Here is a 15,791-nt window from a genome sequence, read left to right on the forward strand (position 1 = left end):
CCGGTGGAGTGGACCGACCAGGGCATGGCCGCGGTGGAGATCTTCCGCGCCCCCAAGCGGGGGTACGGCGTCCGCCGGGCCGGTGCGGAACTGCCCGCCGGCACCCTGCTCGCCCGCGCCGGCACGTACGTCTCGCCGGCCCTGGTCGCCGTCTTCGCCGCTACCGGCATCGGGCACGTGGTGGTCCGGCCCAGCCCCCGGGTGGTCATCGTGGCCACCGGGGACGAACTGGTCGACGTCGGCCGGGGCAGCCAGCCCGGGCAGGTGGTGGACGCCAACTCGCACGCGCTGACCGCCGCCGCGGCCGAGGCGGGCGCGCTCGCGTACCGGGTGGGGATCTGCGACGACGACCCGGAGGGGCTGCGCGGCCTGCTGGAGGACCAGACCCTGCGGGCCGACCTGATCATCACCACCGGCGGCACCGGCACCGGCCCCGGTGACATGGTCCGCCGGATCCTGTCCCGGCGGGAGGGCGGCCGTGCCGGGCCGGTCACCTTCACAGAGGTGGCCCTCTATCCCGGAACGGCCCTCGGATTCGGTACGGTCGGCGCCGAGGAGGTGCCGGTGGTGTGTCTTCCCGGTGAGCCCGGCGCGGCGCTGATCGGCTTCGAGGTGCTGGCCCGGCCGGCCATCCAACTGCTGGCGGGCGCCGAGCCGGTGTTCCGGCCCAGCGTGCGCGCGCACCTGCTGGAGACGGTCTCGTCCCCGGCCGGGCTGCGCGAGTTCCGCCCGGCGCACGTGGCCGAGCGCCGCGGCGGCGGGTACACCGTCCAGCCGCTCGCCGGCGGCCCGTTCACCCTCTCCGGCCTGGCCGAGGCGAACGGCCTGCTGGTCCTCGGCGAGCGGGTCACCACGGCCGCTGCCGGATCGACCGTGGACGTGCTCCTGTTGGACCGACGCCGGTGATGTTCCGACGGCCGCCGGGCTGGCCGGCGGTGCTGGTGGACGGCCCGGTGGTGCTGCGGCCGTACAAGCGCTCCGACGCGACGGCGTGGTCGGAGATCCGGCGCGCCAACCGGGCCTGGCTGTCCCCATGGGAGTCCCACCTGCCCGGGAGCTGGGACGAGTCGAACTCGCCGGCCGCGTTCCGCTTCGTCCACGCCGACCAGCGGCGGTCGGCGCGTACCGGCGAGAGCATGCCGTTCGCCGTCTGCCTGCGCGAGGACGGGCGGGAACGCCTGGTCGGGCACCTCAACCTGGGCAGCATCGTTCGCCGGGCGTTCTGCTCCGGGTACGTCGGCTACTGGGTGGACTCCCGGGTGGCCGGTCGCGGGGTGATCCCCACGGCGGTGGCACTCGCGGTGGATCACGCGTTCGGCCCCGGCGGGCTGCACCGGGTCGAGGTGAACATCCGGCCGGAGAACACCCCGTCCCGGCGGGTGGTGGAGAAGCTCGGCATCCGCGAGGAGGCCTACCACGTCCGGTACATGCACATCGACGGCGCCTGGCGCGACCACATCGGGTACGCCATGACCAGCGAGGAAGTGGCCGCCGAGGGCGGCCTGCTGGCGCGGTGGCACCGCGTACGTGACAGCCGAGGGTGAACCGTCCCACCCGCCACGCCCGGCGCGGCATCCGGGTGAACGGGTCGGCGGCCCGTAACCTCAAGTAACTGCAAGCTGTGGCAAGCGCTGCGCGACCGCACGATCTGCGCCGTGAACGACGGGCGACGGAAGAAGGTGCGGCGGAGCGGCGCTCGCCCCGAATTCGGTGACGGGAGGGGTGAGGGTGCCGACCTCGGTGCTCCTCGCCGTCCTCGCCGCCGCCGGCCTGCTCGCCCTCGCGCCGGCGCTGGTTCGCCGGTACGACGCCACCGAGCGGCTGGTGGCGGAGCGGGCGCAGTCGACGGCGCGGGTGCTCCAGCGCCGCCGTCGGCGTCGCACCGTGCCCGGACGGCGGCCCCTCCACCCACCCCGCTCGCTTGTCATCACCCTCAGTGAGGATTCCGGTACGGGGAGTCTGGCTCCGCCGGTCTCCGCGCCTCCGGCGGGCCGCCGCTCCAACCGGCTCCGGTCGCTCCCGCCGGCCCCGGCCAAGTCCCGCCGACGGCACCCCCCGAAGCGGCGGCACACCCCGGCGATCTACCGCCGCCGACGGGTGCTGGCCGCGCTGCTGCTGCTCAACTTCGTCGAGCTGATCGGCGTGGTGCTGGTCAGTCCCGGGTTCTGGATCAGCGTCTCGGTGACCGGCACCCTGCTCGTCGCGTACGTCGTACACCTGCGGCAGCGGGCCCTGGCCGAACGCCGGCGACGGCGCGCGGAGGCCCGGGAGGCCGCCTGGCTGGCCGCCCGGCAGGCTGAGGTGCGCCGTGAGCAGGCCCGTCGCGCCGCGGCCCGGCGGGAGGCGCAGCGGCGGCTGGCCGCCCAGCGCGAGGCGGTCCGGCGTACCGCGATGGGCCTGGACCGGCCGGCGGACCTGCCGTCGGCGGCCAGCGGCGGCTCGGTCTCCTACCGGCGGGCGGGCGGCCTGCGCGGTCGCCCCTACCAGTCCGGCCGCGGCGCCTGAATTTTTTCTCCGGGCGGTGTCGAATCCGGCGGGTGCCGTTCGACGGGTTGGTGAAGGCCGGCGTAGGGCCGGCCGCCACCGACGCACAGGGAGCACATCATGGCCAAGATCGTGTCGAACTTCTTCATCTCGCTCGACGGTGTCGTGGAGCGGCCGGACCAGTGGCACTTCCCCTACTTCGACGACGAGATGGGCGCGGCGGTGGGCCACGGTGTGGAGCGGGCCACGGCGTTCCTGATGGGGCGCAAGCAGTACCAGGAGTGGGCCGAGTACTGGCCGAACAAGGCCGACGGCGACGACGGCGGCTTCGCGGGCTTCATCAACTCGGTGCCGAAGTACGTCCTGTCCAACACCCTCACCGAGGCGACCTGGCAGAACACCACCCTGCTCACCGGCGAGTCCGAGCAGGTCGCGGCCCGGCTGCGGGAGATCAAGGAGCGGTCCGACGGGGAGATCGCCATGTCGGGCAGCACCACCACGGTGCGCTGGCTGCTGGCCAACGGGCTGCTGGACGAGTTGCGGCTGCTGGTGCACCCGATCGCCGTGGGGAGCGGGCAGCGGCTCTTCGAGGAGACCCCGACCTACCCGCTGCGGCTGGCGCGCCACGAAACCTTCAAGAGTGGCGTGCTCAACCTCGCCTACGTCCCCGCCTGATCCGCACGGTCGGTGGCTCGTCGCTTCCACTCGGAGATCTTGGAAGCTTTGCGCCCCTCTGAGGGCCTTTTCCTTCCAAGATCTCCTCATCCGGTGGGGCAGTTCGCGTGGGAGGGAGCAGACCTGTTAGCCTTGTCGCCGGCCCGCCCAGTGAAAGTCGGGTGGGACCGACGCTGGTACGCCAGCGGAGGGGCTGTGGCGCAGACCGGTAGCGCACCTCGTTCGCATCGAGGGGGTCAGGGGTTCAAATCCCCTCAGCTCCACCCCAGCTCAAAGGCCGTTTCCCATCGTGGGAGGCGGCCTTTTCGATGAACAGGGCCTGAACCGGGCCCACAACATGGCGAAGGGCGGGCGCCGGAGGCCGGTGCCCGCCCGTTTCTCCCGTGAGCTTCAGGACTGGCCTGTGGTGTAGGTGGCGATGATGACACCGGTGGTCGTCACCTGGCTCCCGGTGAGCCGCAGCTGCCGAAAGGTGCCGTCGTCGGGGAAGATGCGCTTGCCGCCGCCGACGAGGACCGGCTCGATGAGGATTCGGAGTTCGTCAACGAGGTTGTGCTCGATGAGGGTCCGGGTCAGCCGGGAGCTGCCGACGACGTGGAGGTCTGCGCCGTCTTCCTGCTTCAGCGACGCCACGGCCCTGGCGATGTCGCCCTGCAGGACCGTGGAGTTCTGCCACGTGAGCGGTTCGGTGAGCGTCGCCGAGGCGACGTATTTCGGCCGGTTGTTGAGCACCTCGGCGAGCGCGGCGAGCTCGTCGGGAGCGGTCGGCCAGAACGCTGCGAAGATCTCGTACGTCCGGCGGCCGAACAGGAAACCACCAGTTTCCGCCGTGCTCCTGGTGACCCAGTTCGTCGTCATGTCGTCGATGTGGCGCATGTGCCAGCCGCCGTGCCGGAAGCCGCCGTCGCTGTCCTCCCCGTCGTAGCCGGGGGCCTGGACGACCCCGTCGAGGGTCATCCATTCATCTGCGATCAATTTCCGCATGTCAGGCCGCCGTCACCAGCCAGAGGTGGCCGTCGGGATCGGCGAATGTGCCGGCGTAGCCCCACGGCTGCGCGGCTGGCGGCGTCACGACTCGGGCGCCCGCAGACCGGGCCTGTTCGACGATCCGGTTTACCTCGGCGGGGCTCTGGGCGGTCAGACCGAGCACGCACTCACTGCGGCCCCGGTCGGCGACCTCGTGGTCGCCGATGACCCAGCCGAAGCCCCCGCTCGGCACCAGCATCAACCGCAAGCCGTCGTTCACGGTGAACTGCAGCGGCTCGGGGATCCCGTCCGCCGCCGGTTCACCGACCGTCGTCAGGCCGAGTGCCTCGGAGTAGAAGCGGTGCGATGTCGGGCGGTCAGCTATCGGCAGGCTGACGACTACGGGGGAACTAGGCATCGTGGTAACTCCAGGTCGGAGCGGAGAACTGTCACCGTTACCGACCGGCTGACCTTTCGAAACTCATCGTCCGGCGCCGAGCGTTCTACTCGGCGGTGTCGACGGTGAGCCACCGGCGGATCTTTCCCTCGGGGCCGCCTGGAGCGGCTGGTGGCGACCATCCGCTCGCGGACCCGGCCCCGAGGGCGATCTCGGCGTCACGAACCGCGGCACGACCGCCGGTCGTGCTACCAGGCCGTGTTGATCACGTACGGGGCCGGGCTCGGCACGCTGTGCCATTCGGCCACGCTGGGCGGAATCTGCTCCCAGCGGGTCTCGCCCACCTCGCACTCCTGCACGGTCGGGAACCACAGCACCTCAGGGGCCTTCTCGTCGATCCGGAAGCCCAGGCCGAACAGTTGGACGTCGTGGTCGGCCAGCGGTCCGCCGACCCACGCCACCTCGGTGATCCGGCCGTAGCCGACACCCTCGCCGACCGCCCGGGTCACCTGGACCTCCCAGCCGGGGACCGGGTCCGGGGTGACGAGGTGCAGGCCATCGGGAATGTGCACCCGTACGGCCGTGGTCGGCGAGCCGGCGCAGCCGTGCCCGACCCGGAAGGCGGTGTGGAAGAACTTGGTGTCCGCGGTGTTGGGCGTGGTCACCACGTGGGCGCTGGCCGGCACGGCGGCGACGCCGACCGCCACAGCTGCGGCCACCAGGACGACACCGGCACGTCGCATCAGTTTGATCACTCGTCTCCTCCAGAGGCTCGCGATGCTCGTCGCCGTCAGGCTGTCCGCCCCCGGCCCAGCACCGGACTCAGCATGGTGAGGGCCTGCGGCCGTGTCTTCGCTCAGATTGCTGCCGTCCGGTCGGGCCGGTGGTGGGCGGTCACGAGCGGACCGGTCCTCGCGCGCTGACCGGCGTGGCGACGCGGTTGGGTGCGCCGTGACCAGCAGAAACATCGGGCCGCGTAGCGGCGCTGTCCCGCCCGCTGTCGGCAGCGCCGGCGACCCCAGAACCGTCCTGGCCACACCACGATGCCGCCGGTTCGCGGGTAGGGGTCAGCGCTCCCGGCCCCTCAGCTCCGCTCCGGCGATGGGCCGGCCTTCCGGCTCGAGAGGTGTCCGGGTCGGACAGCCCGGTACCCGCCCTGGCAACGTGGGCCGCCTTCCTCCCGCGGCGACCCGCGCTCTAGGCTCGTGCCCACATCTTCGGCACGAAAGCGCCGATCCTTGTCACGGGGGCGGGAGGTCGGACGTGCGCGTCAAAGCGGTCGCACGCCTGATGGTCGCGGCGCTGGGCGTCGCTCTCGGCGTGGTGGCGCCGATCGGTTCCGGCGCGGCGTACGCCGACGGCGTGGTCGGGCTCGGCATCGACGCGTACGCGGAGATGGTGGTCGACTCGGCGCACGGCCGGCTGTTCTTCAGCCAGGGGCGGCAGCGCTCGGGCGTGCGGGTGACGGACCTGTCCGGCGGCGCGCAGCGGACGATTCCGGACCTGCCGGGCGCCAGCGGCATGGCGCTGAGCCCGGACGGCTCGACCCTTTACGTGGCCCTCGCCGACGCGGACGCGGTCGCCGCGATCGACACCACCACGCTGGCCGAGAAGCGCCGCTACAGCACCGGCGCGAGCACCTGTCCCACCTGGCTGGCGCCAGCCGGTGGGAAGATCTACATCGGCTACGGATGCCAGTCGGGCAAGGGCAAGCTGGGGTCGATCGACGTACGCGGGGCGACGCCGGTCGTCGCCCTGGACCTGCCCCTCAACGGCCAGTACTACTACCCGCCGCTGCTCCGGAGCACCCCGGCCAACCCGAATCTGCTGCTGCTGGTGAACCGGTCCAGCGTCTCGTTCCCCATCTCGGGCGAGCCGGGTCTGTACGACGTCTCGTCCGGGACGCCGTCGCATGTCGCGTCCCTGGCCGGAGAAACCTGCACCGGCCTGCACGACGCCGTGCTGACGGCCGACAAGGTGATCCTCGGCTGCTCCTACCTGTGGGACCCACAGTCGAACTCCCGCGTGGTGGCGGCCGAGCACGTGGCGTTCTCGGCGGCGGACCTGTCGCCGGCGGGCACGTACCCGTCCGGGACCTGGCCGACGGCCGTGACGACGTCCCCGAACGGTTCCTTCATCGTCCTCGGCGCCAGCGAGAGTGATTCGATCCACGTCGAGCGGCCGGACGGGACCGTGGTCCGCCGATACGCCCTCCCGCCCGGCAACCACCTTCAGGTGCGGGGCCTCGCCGTCAGCGCCGACAGCCGCACGCTCTACGCCGTCACCACCGATCAGGACCGGAAGAACCCGGCCCTGCGGGTGCTGACCGACTTCGGCACCACCGGATCCTCGCTCCTGCTGTCCGCGCCGACGACGAGCACCCGCGCCGCGCCGCTCACCGTCCAGGGGAAGCTGGCGTTCGTCGGTGCGACCGTGTCGACGCCGTGGACGTTGAAGGTCGCGAAGCAGGACATCACCGGCGGTCACCCGCTGCCGGACGTCACCACCGCCGCGGACGGGTCGTTCTCCTTCTCCGACACGCCGCTGGTCGGCGCGGCCAACACCTACACCGTGACCTTCCCCGGCGACGCCACGCACCCGGGCACGAGCCAGTCGGCCACCGTGCAGGTCTCGCGCGCCGCCACCGCGTTGAGCGTCACGGCGAAGGCGACCACCGGCCGCCGCGCGTCGGTGACCGCCCAACTCGGCGCCACCTACACCAACCGCACGGTCTGCCTGTACGCCCAGCCCTACGGGCAGGCCCGCAAGACGCTCACCTGCGGCAAAGTGGACGGGTACGGCAAGTTGATGGCCACCTACCCGACGTACCAGCGGGTCACGTTCAGCGCGAGCTTCGCCGGCGACGAGCGCTACGCGCCTGCCGAGGCTTCGGTGCGTACGTACGGGTTCCTCTGGAAGCCCGGGGTGTTCCGCGGCTACTGAGGGTGATCAGGTGGTGAAGTCGTCCCGGGCGTCCCGGGCGTCCTTCTGGACGTGCTCACCGGGCTGTTTGCCCCGGATCTCGTCCTGACGCATCGCCTGTTCCGCCTCGGCGCGTTCGGGCCGGGTCATGTCGCCCATCCGGGCCCGGGCCGGCCCGGCCACCTGCTCAAGGTTGTCCTTCGACCGCTCGGTGGAGCTCATGTCGCCTCCCTGCCGTCGTGGGCGAACGGGGTTACCGCTCCTCACCCGCGTCCCCACCGAGGGCGGGTGGAAACCCCGTCACCCGAGGGGCGCCATCCCGGGCGGCGGCGCGCAGCGCCGCGACGCAGGCGGCGACCGCCGGATGGTCGCCCGCCCCCTTGCGGTACGCGATCCGGGTACGTCGTCGCAGGTCGAGCGGGACGAGGCGGACCCCGTCCGGGGGCTGGCCGGCGGCGAGTTCCGGGACCAGGCCGACGCCCTGGCCGGCGGCCACCAGCGCCAGCATCGCGGTGAAGTCGTCGGCGTGGTGGCGGATTGTCGGCGGGTAGCCGGCGAGCCGGCAGGCGTGCAGCGCCACCGTGTGGCAGAGGGTGCCGGGGCTGGCCAGGATCCATTCGGCGTGCCGGACGTCCGCCAGCGTCGCCACGTCCATCGTGGCCGGCACGGCCAGGTAGACGGTCTCCGCCAGCAGCGGTGTCGAGTCGAGCGCCGGATCGGGGGCGGTCGGCACCACGTCGTAGTCGTGCGCGAGGGCCACGTCCAGGCGGCGGTCGCGCAGCGCGTCCGGCACGTCGACCGGGTCCAGTTCGGTGACCATCAGGTCCAGCGCCGGGTGGTCGCGGGCCAGCGCGACCAGGGCCGGCGGCAGCAGGGTACGCACCGCGCTCGGGTACGCCCCGATGCGTACCGTGGCCGGTGAGGCCGCCCCGGGCGGCGGCGAGGGTGGCGTCGGCGGCCTCCAGTGCGGCGAGGACCACCTCGGTGTGCCGGACCAGTGCCTCCCCGGTGGCGGTGAGGGTGACCCGGCGGCCGGCGCGTTCCAGCAGCGCGACCCCGGCCTCCCGTTGCAGGGCGGCGAGCTGCTGGGAGACGGCGGACGGCGTGTAGGTGTGCGCCTCGGCGACGGCGGCGATGGTGCCGAGCCGGGCCAGGTCCCGCAGCAGCCGCAGGCGGCGGACGTCGAGCATGAAGCTCAGCTTACGTATCCGTTGAGCAACCTGAACTGGTTCTTCACCGTTCATGCGCGCAGCCTGGAGGCATGACGTTGCACGGGTTGTACGTACCGCTGATCACGCCCTTCGACGAGCGGGGCGGGGTCGACCGCGACGCCCTCGCCGCCCTCGCCCACGAGGTGCTGGACGCCGGGGCCACCGGCCTGGTCGCGCTGGGCACCACCGCCGAGCCGCACGCGCTGGACGACGCGGAACGGCGGGCGGTGGTCGACCTGGTCGCCGGGGTCTGCCGGGAACGCCGGGCCGCGCTGCTGGTCGGTGCGCACACCCTCGAGGCGTTGCGGGCGTTGGGCGGCGACGTCGCGGCGGCGCTCTGCCTGGTGCCGCCGTTCCTGCGACCCGGCGCGGAGGCGGTGCTGGCCCACTTCGCCCGGCTGGCCGAGGCGTCCCCGGTGCCGCTGGTCGTCTACCACGTGCCGTACCGGACCGGGCAGGAGCTCTCCGCCGGGGCGCTGCGCCGGCTGGCCGAGCTGCCCGGGATCGTGGGGATCAAGCACGCGGTGGGCGGGATCGACGCGGACACCGTTGCCTTCCTGGCCGACGTACCCCCGGGTTTCGCCGTGCTCGGCGGCGACGACGCGTACGTCTCACCCCTGCTCGCCCTCGGCGGGCACGGCGGCATCCTGGCCTCGGCGCACGTCGCCACGGCCGACTTCGCCGCGCTGGTCGCGGCCTGGCGGACCGGCGACGTCGCCCGAGCCCGGCCGCTCGGCCACCGGCTCGCCACCCTCTCCCGGGCGCTGTTCGCCGAGCCCAACCCCGCGGTGATCAAGGCGGTGCTGCACGCCCGGGGCCGGATCCCGACCCCGGCGGTCCGCCCGCCGCTGCTGCCCGCCACCCCGACGGCCACCGCGCAGGCCCTCCGGTACGCGGCCGCCCTGGCGGCGATCCCGGCGTGACCGATGACGGGGCGACGGCCGGGATGGATCGCGGAAGACGCGGACGGGGGCCGGCCCCGGGTGGGACCGGCCCCCGTCGTGGGGCGACTCGGCTCAGGGCTTCCAGGAGCCGGCGGCCTGGAAGTTGTGCTGGTACTCCACCACGCCGTTCTTGTCCTTCACGTCGAGGACGAGCTGGCCGGTGCGCTTGGTGCCGGCCGGCAGGTTGTTGCCCGAGTTGAGCAGCTTGCCGCAGCCGGAGAAGGCACCGGAGATGCCGCTCTCCTCACTGCCGTCCGCGCCCTTCCAGCGGAAGTAGAACGGGTTGATCGAGCCGGTGCCCTTGGTGACCTCGGCGCGGACGCGATCGCGGCGCGGAACGCGGCCGAGCGGTCTTCGATCAGCCGCAGGACCTCGGGGAACTCCAAAATGTTTTGCACCTCGGTTGTGTATCACTGCGCTCCGGCCGCCGGGTAGCGAATTTGTCCGACGAACGCGTCGACAGCCGGGCGGAGCGCCGGCGCCGAAGCCTTCGTGAGCTGCCTCCGCAACAGACCTTGCGTGGGTCGACACTTGAAAGTCTCGGATCCTCGCAAGATCGCTCCGCTGCTGGTAGAGATCGACGAAGTTGCGCAGCCGGCTGCGCCAGTACTCGTTCGGTTCCCGTGCAGCGACCCGTTCCTTCAAGAACGTCTCAGGGGCGGTCAGCTCGCAGACGACGAACCGTGAACCCGGCACGGCAGCGCGAAGCTGCACCCGTTCGTCCTCGTCCGCGATAACACTGGGATTGACGAGCCGCAAACCCGCAATAGTCGCGTAATTGGGCCAGATAGCCCTGAGATTGTTGCGCGCGAAAGACCGCTCGGGGTGCGGGTAGACCATGGTGAGGTCATCGAGGCCGATCACCGCGTTCGCCAAACCGGACTCACGCAGCAGGTCCGCTATGGCACCCGACAGGGTGGACTTTCCCGAGCCCGGCGATCCATGCAGGACGAGCACATCCACGTTGTTCACGAGCGCAGCCACCCGAGCCGGATACCTGCGACTTCGCTGCGGCCTCGGCCTCTGGGTGCACGAGATCGCATGTCGTCGGTTGTCACACGGACGGGTCCCAGGCTACGAGCTGATCGAAGATACGACGGTCGCCTTCGAACTTCAGCGAATCCAGCGGTATGCGGCCGTAGAAGAACAGGACCAGGTCACTGGCCGTGCCCCGGGCGGAGGCGTCGGCCGTGTCGGGGTCCTCGCCGGCAGCGGGCGTGAGGTGGGCGACCTGTGCGCCGTCGTGGGAAAGCCGAAGGCGCCAGGAGTGGCCCTCGGTGGCGTGGTAATCGACGATGGCGGGTTCGTGTGGCCAGGCGACCGTCGTCGCGCAGAGGGTGAACTGGCAGTCGTCGAAACCGTCGAGGGCGACCTCCTCTGATAGCGGCTGCGGGGCACCCACCGTGAGCTGGGCGTCGTAGGTGTGCACCGCGATCTCGGGAACCTGGCGCCGCGCCCATGCACCAGAGGTTTGCGGTGACGGCGAGTCACCCCACCACGTCCAACAACCGCGGTCCGGGCCGGCCTCACGCAGCGCGTTCGTCAGCTGCTCGACGGACTCGGTCCACCAGGCCAGCAGAGCCTCGCGTTCCCGAGGCGCACCCATGCCGTCCTCCCAAGCCGACTTCTCCGGGGGCGCGTCTGCGGGCCCTGCGGCGACGATGGCGGCTGATTTGCGGCGGCCCATGCCCACGTGTTGCACGAGATCGAACAGCGTCCGCTCGGGATGGGTCGGCACCTGCAGGTCAAGGCTGGGTGCCGCGGCGACGGCAGCGCGGAAGGCGGTCGACCGTTCGTTGATCAGCCGCAGATGATCAGGGAACGTGAGAATTTTGTGCACCCCGGCTTTCTATCACTGTGCTCCGACGACCGGACACGCATTTTGCAGCCGACGCGGCGGCCGCCCCGGCACTGATACGTGCCCTTGGATGACGCGCGGGCGCCCCTTCCTCAGATCGGCGATCCTCAGAAGGCAACAGCACCGCTCACGCTGGGGTGCCCGGGTGGCGGATTCTCTGTTGCGGGTGTCCATTCCTCGATGTCGTCGGGCCAGGGCGCGGGGCGGCCGGTGTCGTTCCACAAACCGATCTCGGCGCCGGTGGCGAGCAGGGCGGCGTTGAGCGCGGCCCGTTCGGCTGGTGGGGGGATGGCCGGGTCGCTCATGGCGTGGGTCAGTCCGCGGCCATGGCCAGGTTCTTCCGGTGAGCGTGGGCGAAGCGGTAGGAGTCAGTGCCGGTCTCGATGATGTTGCCGCCGAAGGTGAGCCGGTCGACGATCGCCGCGCAGAGGCGAGGGTCGGTGAAGGTTTTCGTCCAGCCGGAGAACGACTCGTTGGACGCGATCGCCACCGAGTTGGTCTCCTCGCGTTCAGTCAGTACCTGGAACAGCAACTCGGCGCCGTACGAGTGCAGAGTTCTCACGGTGGATCGGCCGTAAGTGGGCAAGCAGCTCGTCTCGACAGTCCGGCCGTCGCGGCCCAGCCGACCGCTGGCTGGAATCCCGTCCGTGTTGCGGGCTTTCACTGATGCTGCTGGGCAGGATCGGCTAGTAGCAGTTCCCCGGAGGGTGCTTCCGGTATCGAGGCTGCGCTGCCGGCTTGGACGAAGCACCACAAGTTGGCTCAAGATAATGAGAACCATGCTTCCGCGCCGATTCTCAATATCTTGAGCCAGTGCAGCTCAGGTGCTACGCCGCTGGCTCAGGTCAAATGAGACGCGACAGTAGGCCGCGAGATGCTCGCCGGTGAGGGTGCTGCGAGCGGCGACAAGGTCGGCGGGCGTGCCCTCGAAGACGACCCGGCCGCCGTCGTGGCCGGCACCCGGGCCGAGGTCGATGATCCAGTCGGCGTGCGCCATGACCGCCTGGTGGTGCTCGATGACGATGACCGACTTGCCGGAGTCGACGAGCCGGTCGAGCAGGCCGAGCAACTGCTCGACGTCGGCGAGGTGCAGGCCGGTGGTCGGCTCGTCGAGAACGTAGACGTCCCCCTTCTCGCCCATCTGCGCGGCCAGCTTGAGCCGCTGCCGCTCGCCGCCGGACAGCGTGGTGAGCGGCTGGCCGAGGCTGAGGTAGCCGAGCCCGACGTCGGCGAGCCGGTCGAGGATCTTGTGCGCGGCCGGGGTGCGGGCCTCGCCGTCGCCGAAGAACTCCTCGGCCTCGGTCACCGGCATCGCGAGCACCTCGGCGATGTTCCGTCCGCCGAGCGTGTACTCCAGCACCGAGGCTTGGAACCGCTTGCCCTCGCACTCCTCGCAGGTGGACTCGACGGTGGCCATGACGCCCAGGTCGGTGTAGATGACACCGGCGCCGTTGCAGGTCGGGCAGGCGCCCTCCGAGTTGGAGCTGAACAGCGCCGGCTTCACGCCGTTGGCCTTCGCGAACGCCTTGCGGATCGGGTCGAGCAGCCCGGTGTACGTCGCCGGGTTGCTCCGGCGCGAGCCGCGGATCGTGCCCTGGTCGATGACCACCACGCCGTCGCGTCCGGCGACCGAGCCGTGGATCAGTGAGCTCTTGCCGGAGCCGGCGACTCCCGTGAGCACGCAGAGCACTCCGAGCGGGATGTCGACGTCCACGGCTTGGAGGTTGTGCGTCGACGCGCCGCGGATCTGCAGCGCGCCGGACGACGCGCGTGCCGCTTCCTTGAGCGTCGCCCGGTACTCGAGGTGGCGGCCGGTGGTGGTGTCGCTCCCCCGCAGCTGTTCGACGGTGCCCTCGAAGCAGACGGTGCCGCCGTGGGTGCCGGCCCCGGGGCCGAGGTCGACGACGTGGTCGGCGATCGCGATGGTCTCGGGCTTGTGCTCCACGACGAGCACGGTGTTGCCCTTGTCGCGCAGTTGCAGCAGCAGCTGGTTCATCCGCTCGATGTCGTGCGGGTGCAGGCCGATCGTGGGCTCGTCGAAGACGTAGGTGACGTCGGTGAGTGACGACCCGAGGTGGCGGATCATCTTGGTGCGCTGCGCCTCTCCCCCGGAGAGGGTGCCGGAGGGGCGGTCGAGCGAGAGGTAGCCCAACCCGATCGTCGTGAAGGAGTCGAGGAGGTGCTGCAGCCCGGTGAGCAGTGGCGCCACCGATGGCTCGTCCAGGCCCCGCACCCAGTCGGCCAGGTCGCTGATCTGCATCGCGCACACGTCGGCGATGCTCTTCCCGTTGATCTTCGACGACCGGGCCTCTTTGCTGAGCCGGGTGCCGTCGCACTCGGGGCAGGTCGTGAACGTCACCGCCCGGTCGACGAACGCCCGGATGTGCGGCTGCATGGCGTCGACGTCCTTGGCCAGGAACGACTTCTGGATCTTCGGGATCAGGCCCTCGTAGGTCAGGTTGATGCCCTCGACCTTGATCTTGGTCGGCTCCTTGTAGAGCAGGTCGTGCAGCTCTTTCTTGGTGTACTTGCCGATCGGCTTGTCGGGGTCGAAGAAACCGCTGCCGCGGTAGATGCGGCCGTACCAGCCGTCCATGCTGTAGCCGGGGACCGTGAGTGCGCCCTCGTTGAGCGACTTCGTGTCGTCGTACAGGGCGGACAGGTCGAAGTCGGTGACCGAGCCCATGCCCTCGCAGCGGGGGCACATGCCGCCGAGACGGTGGAAGGTCGCCTTCTCGGTCTTGGTCTTGCCGGCGCCGCGCTCGACGGTGATCGCGCCGCTGGCCTTCACCGAGGGGACGTTGAACGAGTACGCGTTGGGTGAGCCGATGTGCGGCTGGCCGAGCCGGCTGAAGAGGATGCGCAGCATCGCGTTGGCGTCGGTGGCGGTGCCGACGGTCGAGCGGGGGTTGGCGCCCATCCGTTCCTGGTCGACGATGATCGCCGTGGTCAGGCCTTCCAGTACGTCGACCTCGGGCCGCGACAGCGTGGGCATGAAGCCCTGCACGAAGGCGCTGTAGGTTTCGTTGATCATCCGCTGCGACTCGGCGGCGATAGTGCCGAACACCAGCGAACTCTTGCCCGAGCCGGAGACGCCCGTGAAGACGGTGAGCCGGCGCTTCGGGAGTTCGACGGTGATGTCCTTGAGGTTGTTCTCGCGGGCGCCCTGCACGCGGATCAGGTCGTGGCTGTCGGCGGCGTGCGGCTCGGGTGACACGGTGCCCTTCGTGGTGGCCATGCTCTCATTCTCTCCAGCTGGTCGGACGCGGCAGCCCGGTGGGCGGACCGGGCGGGGAGCCTACCGGCTCCGGACCGGCGCGGCTTCCCAGGTGAACCCGTCGGGGTCGGTAAAGGGGCCGGCGTCGCCGGCGATGATGACGCGGTGCGAGCCGGTGCCGTCCGGGGAGACGCCGGCGTCCTTGGCGGCGGCGCGGCGCCCGTAGAGCGCCAGCTTGACGGGCGACCCCGGGGTGTGGAACTCGACGTACCTGCTGCCGAAGCTCTTCGCCACGGCCAGGCCGCGGTCGACGTAGAACTGCTTGCTCGCCTTGACGTTCTCGACTCCGAGGAGCAGCACCAGGTCGTCGATCTGGCGGGTGGCCGGGCCGGTGTCCTTCTTCGAGGATGTCGCGATCTTCCAGATGGTCCCGTCCGGGGCCTGCACGACCCCGCCGTAGCCCCAGAGGCCCTTCTTGGCCGCCTTGAGCGTGGTGGCGCCGCCGGCGAGAGCGCTGCCGATGAGGCTGTCGACGGTGCTCGGCTGGGACACCACGAGCGACAGCGTGAAGCCACGGAAACCGGCCGTCGGTGCCTGTGCGGCGCGGACGCCGATCCGGGGGCCGAGACCGAAGGCGGCTGCGTAGAAGGCGTCGGCGGCGGTCGGGTCGGGCACCTCGAGGATGACGGATTCGATGGCGGCCATGTCAGCGCACCTCCTGGATGCGCACCATGTTGCCGGCGGGGTCACGGAAGGCGCAGTCGCGTACGCCGTACGGCTGGTCGGTCGGCTCCTGGACGACCTCGGCGTCGCTGGCCTGCAGCCGGTCGAAGGTGGCGTCGAGGTCCTTGGCGGCGAGGATGATGCTGGCGTAGGTGCCCTTGGCCATCATCTCGGTGATGGTGCGGCGCTCGTCGTCGGTGAGGCCGGGGGTGGCGGCCGGCGGGTACAGGACGATTGACGTGGCGGGCTGGCCGGGAGGGCCGACCGTGATCCAGCGCATTCCCTGGAATCCGACGTCGTTGCGGACCTCGAAGCCGAGGGTGTCGCGGTAGAAGGCCAGGGCCGCGTCCGGGTCGTCCTGCGGGAGGAAGGTCTGGTGAATGGTGATGTCCAT

16 protein-coding genes, 1 tRNA gene and 2 pseudogenes are annotated in these 15,791 nt (G+C 71.0%); 7 read left to right on the forward strand and 12 right to left on the reverse strand.

All coding sequences use genetic code 11. From position 1 onward, the window contains the following. The 5 genes from ONA70_RS13985 to ONA70_RS14005 all read left to right on the forward strand — a co-directional run. On the forward strand, nucleotides 1-906 hold a 906-nt coding region (locus ONA70_RS13985; RefSeq protein ID WP_265006843.1), incomplete at its 5' end, for a molybdopterin-binding protein. Next, nucleotides 906-1,544, forward strand: coding sequence for a GNAT family N-acetyltransferase (locus tag ONA70_RS13990; protein ID WP_265006844.1), 639 nt, complete (start codon nucleotides 906-908; stop codon nucleotides 1,542-1,544). The genes ONA70_RS13985 and ONA70_RS13990, both read left to right, overlap by 1 nt. Nucleotides 1,545-1,722: 178 nt before the next feature. Then, on the forward strand, nucleotides 1,723-2,505 hold the full coding sequence (sepX, locus tag ONA70_RS13995; protein ID WP_265006845.1) for a divisome protein SepX/GlpR: 783 nt from the start codon (nucleotides 1,723-1,725) through the stop codon (nucleotides 2,503-2,505). 99 nt (nucleotides 2,506-2,604) lie between these two features. Next, on the forward strand, nucleotides 2,605-3,159 hold the full coding sequence (locus tag ONA70_RS14000) for a dihydrofolate reductase family protein (protein ID WP_265006846.1): 555 nt from the start codon (nucleotides 2,605-2,607) through the stop codon (nucleotides 3,157-3,159). Between the two features lie 189 nt (nucleotides 3,160-3,348). Beyond that, nucleotides 3,349-3,422 (forward strand) — tRNA-Ala (locus ONA70_RS14005). Between the two features lie 127 nt (nucleotides 3,423-3,549). On the opposite strand, the gene ONA70_RS14010 is transcribed toward ONA70_RS14005, so the two are convergent. The 3 genes from ONA70_RS14010 to ONA70_RS14020 all read right to left on the reverse strand — a co-directional run bounded on the left by ONA70_RS14010 (nucleotide 3,550) and on the right by ONA70_RS14020 (nucleotide 5,277). Next, nucleotides 3,550-4,143: a dihydrofolate reductase family protein gene (locus tag ONA70_RS14010; protein WP_265006847.1), complete on the reverse strand. Its 594-nt coding sequence runs from the start codon at nucleotides 4,141-4,143 to the stop codon at nucleotides 3,550-3,552. A 1-nt stretch (nucleotide 4,144) separates the two neighbouring features. Further along, a complete protein-coding gene (locus tag ONA70_RS14015) occupies nucleotides 4,145-4,543 on the reverse strand; it encodes a VOC family protein (protein ID WP_265006848.1) in 399 nt (132 codons plus the stop codon). A 227-nt stretch (nucleotides 4,544-4,770) separates the two neighbouring features. After that, nucleotides 4,771-5,277 carry a YcnI family protein gene (locus tag ONA70_RS14020; protein ID WP_265006849.1) on the reverse strand — a complete coding sequence of 169 codons (507 nt, stop codon included), beginning with the start codon at nucleotides 5,275-5,277 and terminating at the stop codon, nucleotides 4,771-4,773. A gap of 508 nt (nucleotides 5,278-5,785) precedes the next feature. Here ONA70_RS14020 and ONA70_RS14025 point away from each other — a divergent pair. Beyond that, nucleotides 5,786-7,465 carry a YncE family protein gene (locus ONA70_RS14025; protein WP_265006850.1) on the forward strand — a complete coding sequence of 560 codons (1,680 nt, stop codon included), beginning with the start codon at nucleotides 5,786-5,788 and terminating at the stop codon, nucleotides 7,463-7,465. 6 nt (nucleotides 7,466-7,471) lie between these two features. Here ONA70_RS14025 and ONA70_RS14030 read toward each other — a convergent pair whose 3' ends face one another. Both ONA70_RS14030 and ONA70_RS14035 read right to left on the reverse strand, forming a co-directional pair. Then, nucleotides 7,472-7,666, reverse strand: coding sequence for a general stress protein CsbD (locus tag ONA70_RS14030; RefSeq protein ID WP_265006851.1), 195 nt, complete (start codon nucleotides 7,664-7,666; stop codon nucleotides 7,472-7,474). Between the two features lie 31 nt (nucleotides 7,667-7,697). Further along, a pseudogene (locus tag ONA70_RS14035) lies at nucleotides 7,698-8,634 on the reverse strand (LysR family transcriptional regulator). A 71-nt stretch (nucleotides 8,635-8,705) separates the two neighbouring features. On the opposite strand from ONA70_RS14035, the gene ONA70_RS14040 reads away from it, so the two are divergent. Then, the gene (locus ONA70_RS14040; protein ID WP_265006852.1) at nucleotides 8,706-9,578 is read left to right on the forward strand and encodes a dihydrodipicolinate synthase family protein; all 873 of its coding nucleotides are present in this window, start codon (nucleotides 8,706-8,708) and stop codon (nucleotides 9,576-9,578) included. Between the two features lie 93 nt (nucleotides 9,579-9,671). Here the strand turns inward: ONA70_RS14040 and ONA70_RS14045 are convergent, their stop codons facing one another. The 7 genes and pseudogenes from ONA70_RS14045 to ONA70_RS14075 form a co-directional block, all read right to left on the reverse strand. After that, complete coding sequence (locus ONA70_RS14045; RefSeq protein WP_265006853.1) at nucleotides 9,672-10,583, reverse strand: ATP-binding protein; 912 nt, start codon at nucleotides 10,581-10,583, stop codon at nucleotides 9,672-9,674. 70 nt (nucleotides 10,584-10,653) lie between these two features. Further along, nucleotides 10,654-11,439 (reverse strand): maleylpyruvate isomerase N-terminal domain-containing protein, encoded by a 786-nt coding sequence (locus tag ONA70_RS14050; RefSeq protein WP_265006854.1) that lies wholly within the window; start codon nucleotides 11,437-11,439, stop codon nucleotides 10,654-10,656. 125 nt (nucleotides 11,440-11,564) lie between these two features. Beyond that, nucleotides 11,565-11,762, reverse strand: a complete 198-nt coding sequence (locus tag ONA70_RS14055; RefSeq protein ID WP_265006855.1) for a hypothetical protein — start codon at nucleotides 11,760-11,762, stop codon at nucleotides 11,565-11,567. Nucleotides 11,763-11,770: 8 nt separating this feature from the next. After that, nucleotides 11,771-11,998: pseudogene (locus ONA70_RS14060) on the reverse strand (ATP-binding protein); the annotation flags it as partial. Nucleotides 11,999-12,277: 279 nt separating this feature from the next. Next, the gene (locus tag ONA70_RS14065) at nucleotides 12,278-14,695 is read right to left on the reverse strand and encodes an excinuclease ABC subunit UvrA (protein WP_265006856.1); all 2,418 of its coding nucleotides are present in this window, start codon (nucleotides 14,693-14,695) and stop codon (nucleotides 12,278-12,280) included. Nucleotides 14,696-14,755: 60 nt separating this feature from the next. Continuing rightward, the gene (locus ONA70_RS14070) at nucleotides 14,756-15,379 is read right to left on the reverse strand and encodes a VOC family protein (RefSeq protein WP_265006857.1); all 624 of its coding nucleotides are present in this window, start codon (nucleotides 15,377-15,379) and stop codon (nucleotides 14,756-14,758) included. Nucleotide 15,380: 1 nt separating this feature from the next. Beyond that, a complete protein-coding gene (locus ONA70_RS14075) occupies nucleotides 15,381-15,791 on the reverse strand; it encodes a VOC family protein (protein ID WP_265006858.1) in 411 nt (136 codons plus the stop codon).

The organism is Micromonospora yasonensis (assembly GCF_026013475.1).
Lineage (GTDB): Bacteria > Actinomycetota > Actinomycetes > Mycobacteriales > Micromonosporaceae > Micromonospora > Micromonospora yasonensis.

Bases quoted from the DNA above. Each gene is read 5' to 3' on its own strand.
- ONA70_RS13990 (WP_265006844.1), top strand. From the start codon at position 906: ATGTTCCGACGGCCGCCGGGCTGGCCGGCGGTGCTGGTGGACGGCCCG.
- ONA70_RS14000 (WP_265006846.1), top strand. From the start codon at position 2,605: ATGGCCAAGATCGTGTCGAACTTCTTCATCTCGCTCGACGGTGTCGTG.
- ONA70_RS14010 (WP_265006847.1), bottom strand. From the start codon at position 4,143: ATGCGGAAATTGATCGCAGATGAATGGATGACCCTCGACGGGGTCGTC.
- ONA70_RS14015 (WP_265006848.1), bottom strand. From the start codon at position 4,543: ATGCCTAGTTCCCCCGTAGTCGTCAGCCTGCCGATAGCTGACCGCCCG.
- ONA70_RS14030 (WP_265006851.1), bottom strand. From the start codon at position 7,666: ATGAGCTCCACCGAGCGGTCGAAGGACAACCTTGAGCAGGTGGCCGGG.
- ONA70_RS14040 (WP_265006852.1), top strand. From the start codon at position 8,706: ATGACGTTGCACGGGTTGTACGTACCGCTGATCACGCCCTTCGACGAG.
- ONA70_RS14055 (WP_265006855.1), bottom strand. From the start codon at position 11,762: ATGAGCGACCCGGCCATCCCCCCACCAGCCGAACGGGCCGCGCTCAAC.
- ONA70_RS14065 (WP_265006856.1), bottom strand. From the start codon at position 14,695: ATGGCCACCACGAAGGGCACCGTGTCACCCGAGCCGCACGCCGCCGAC.
- ONA70_RS14070 (WP_265006857.1), bottom strand. From the start codon at position 15,379: ATGGCCGCCATCGAATCCGTCATCCTCGAGGTGCCCGACCCGACCGCC.
- ONA70_RS14075 (WP_265006858.1), bottom strand. From the start codon at position 15,791: ATGGACATCACCATTCACCAGACCTTCCTCCCGCAGGACGACCCGGAC.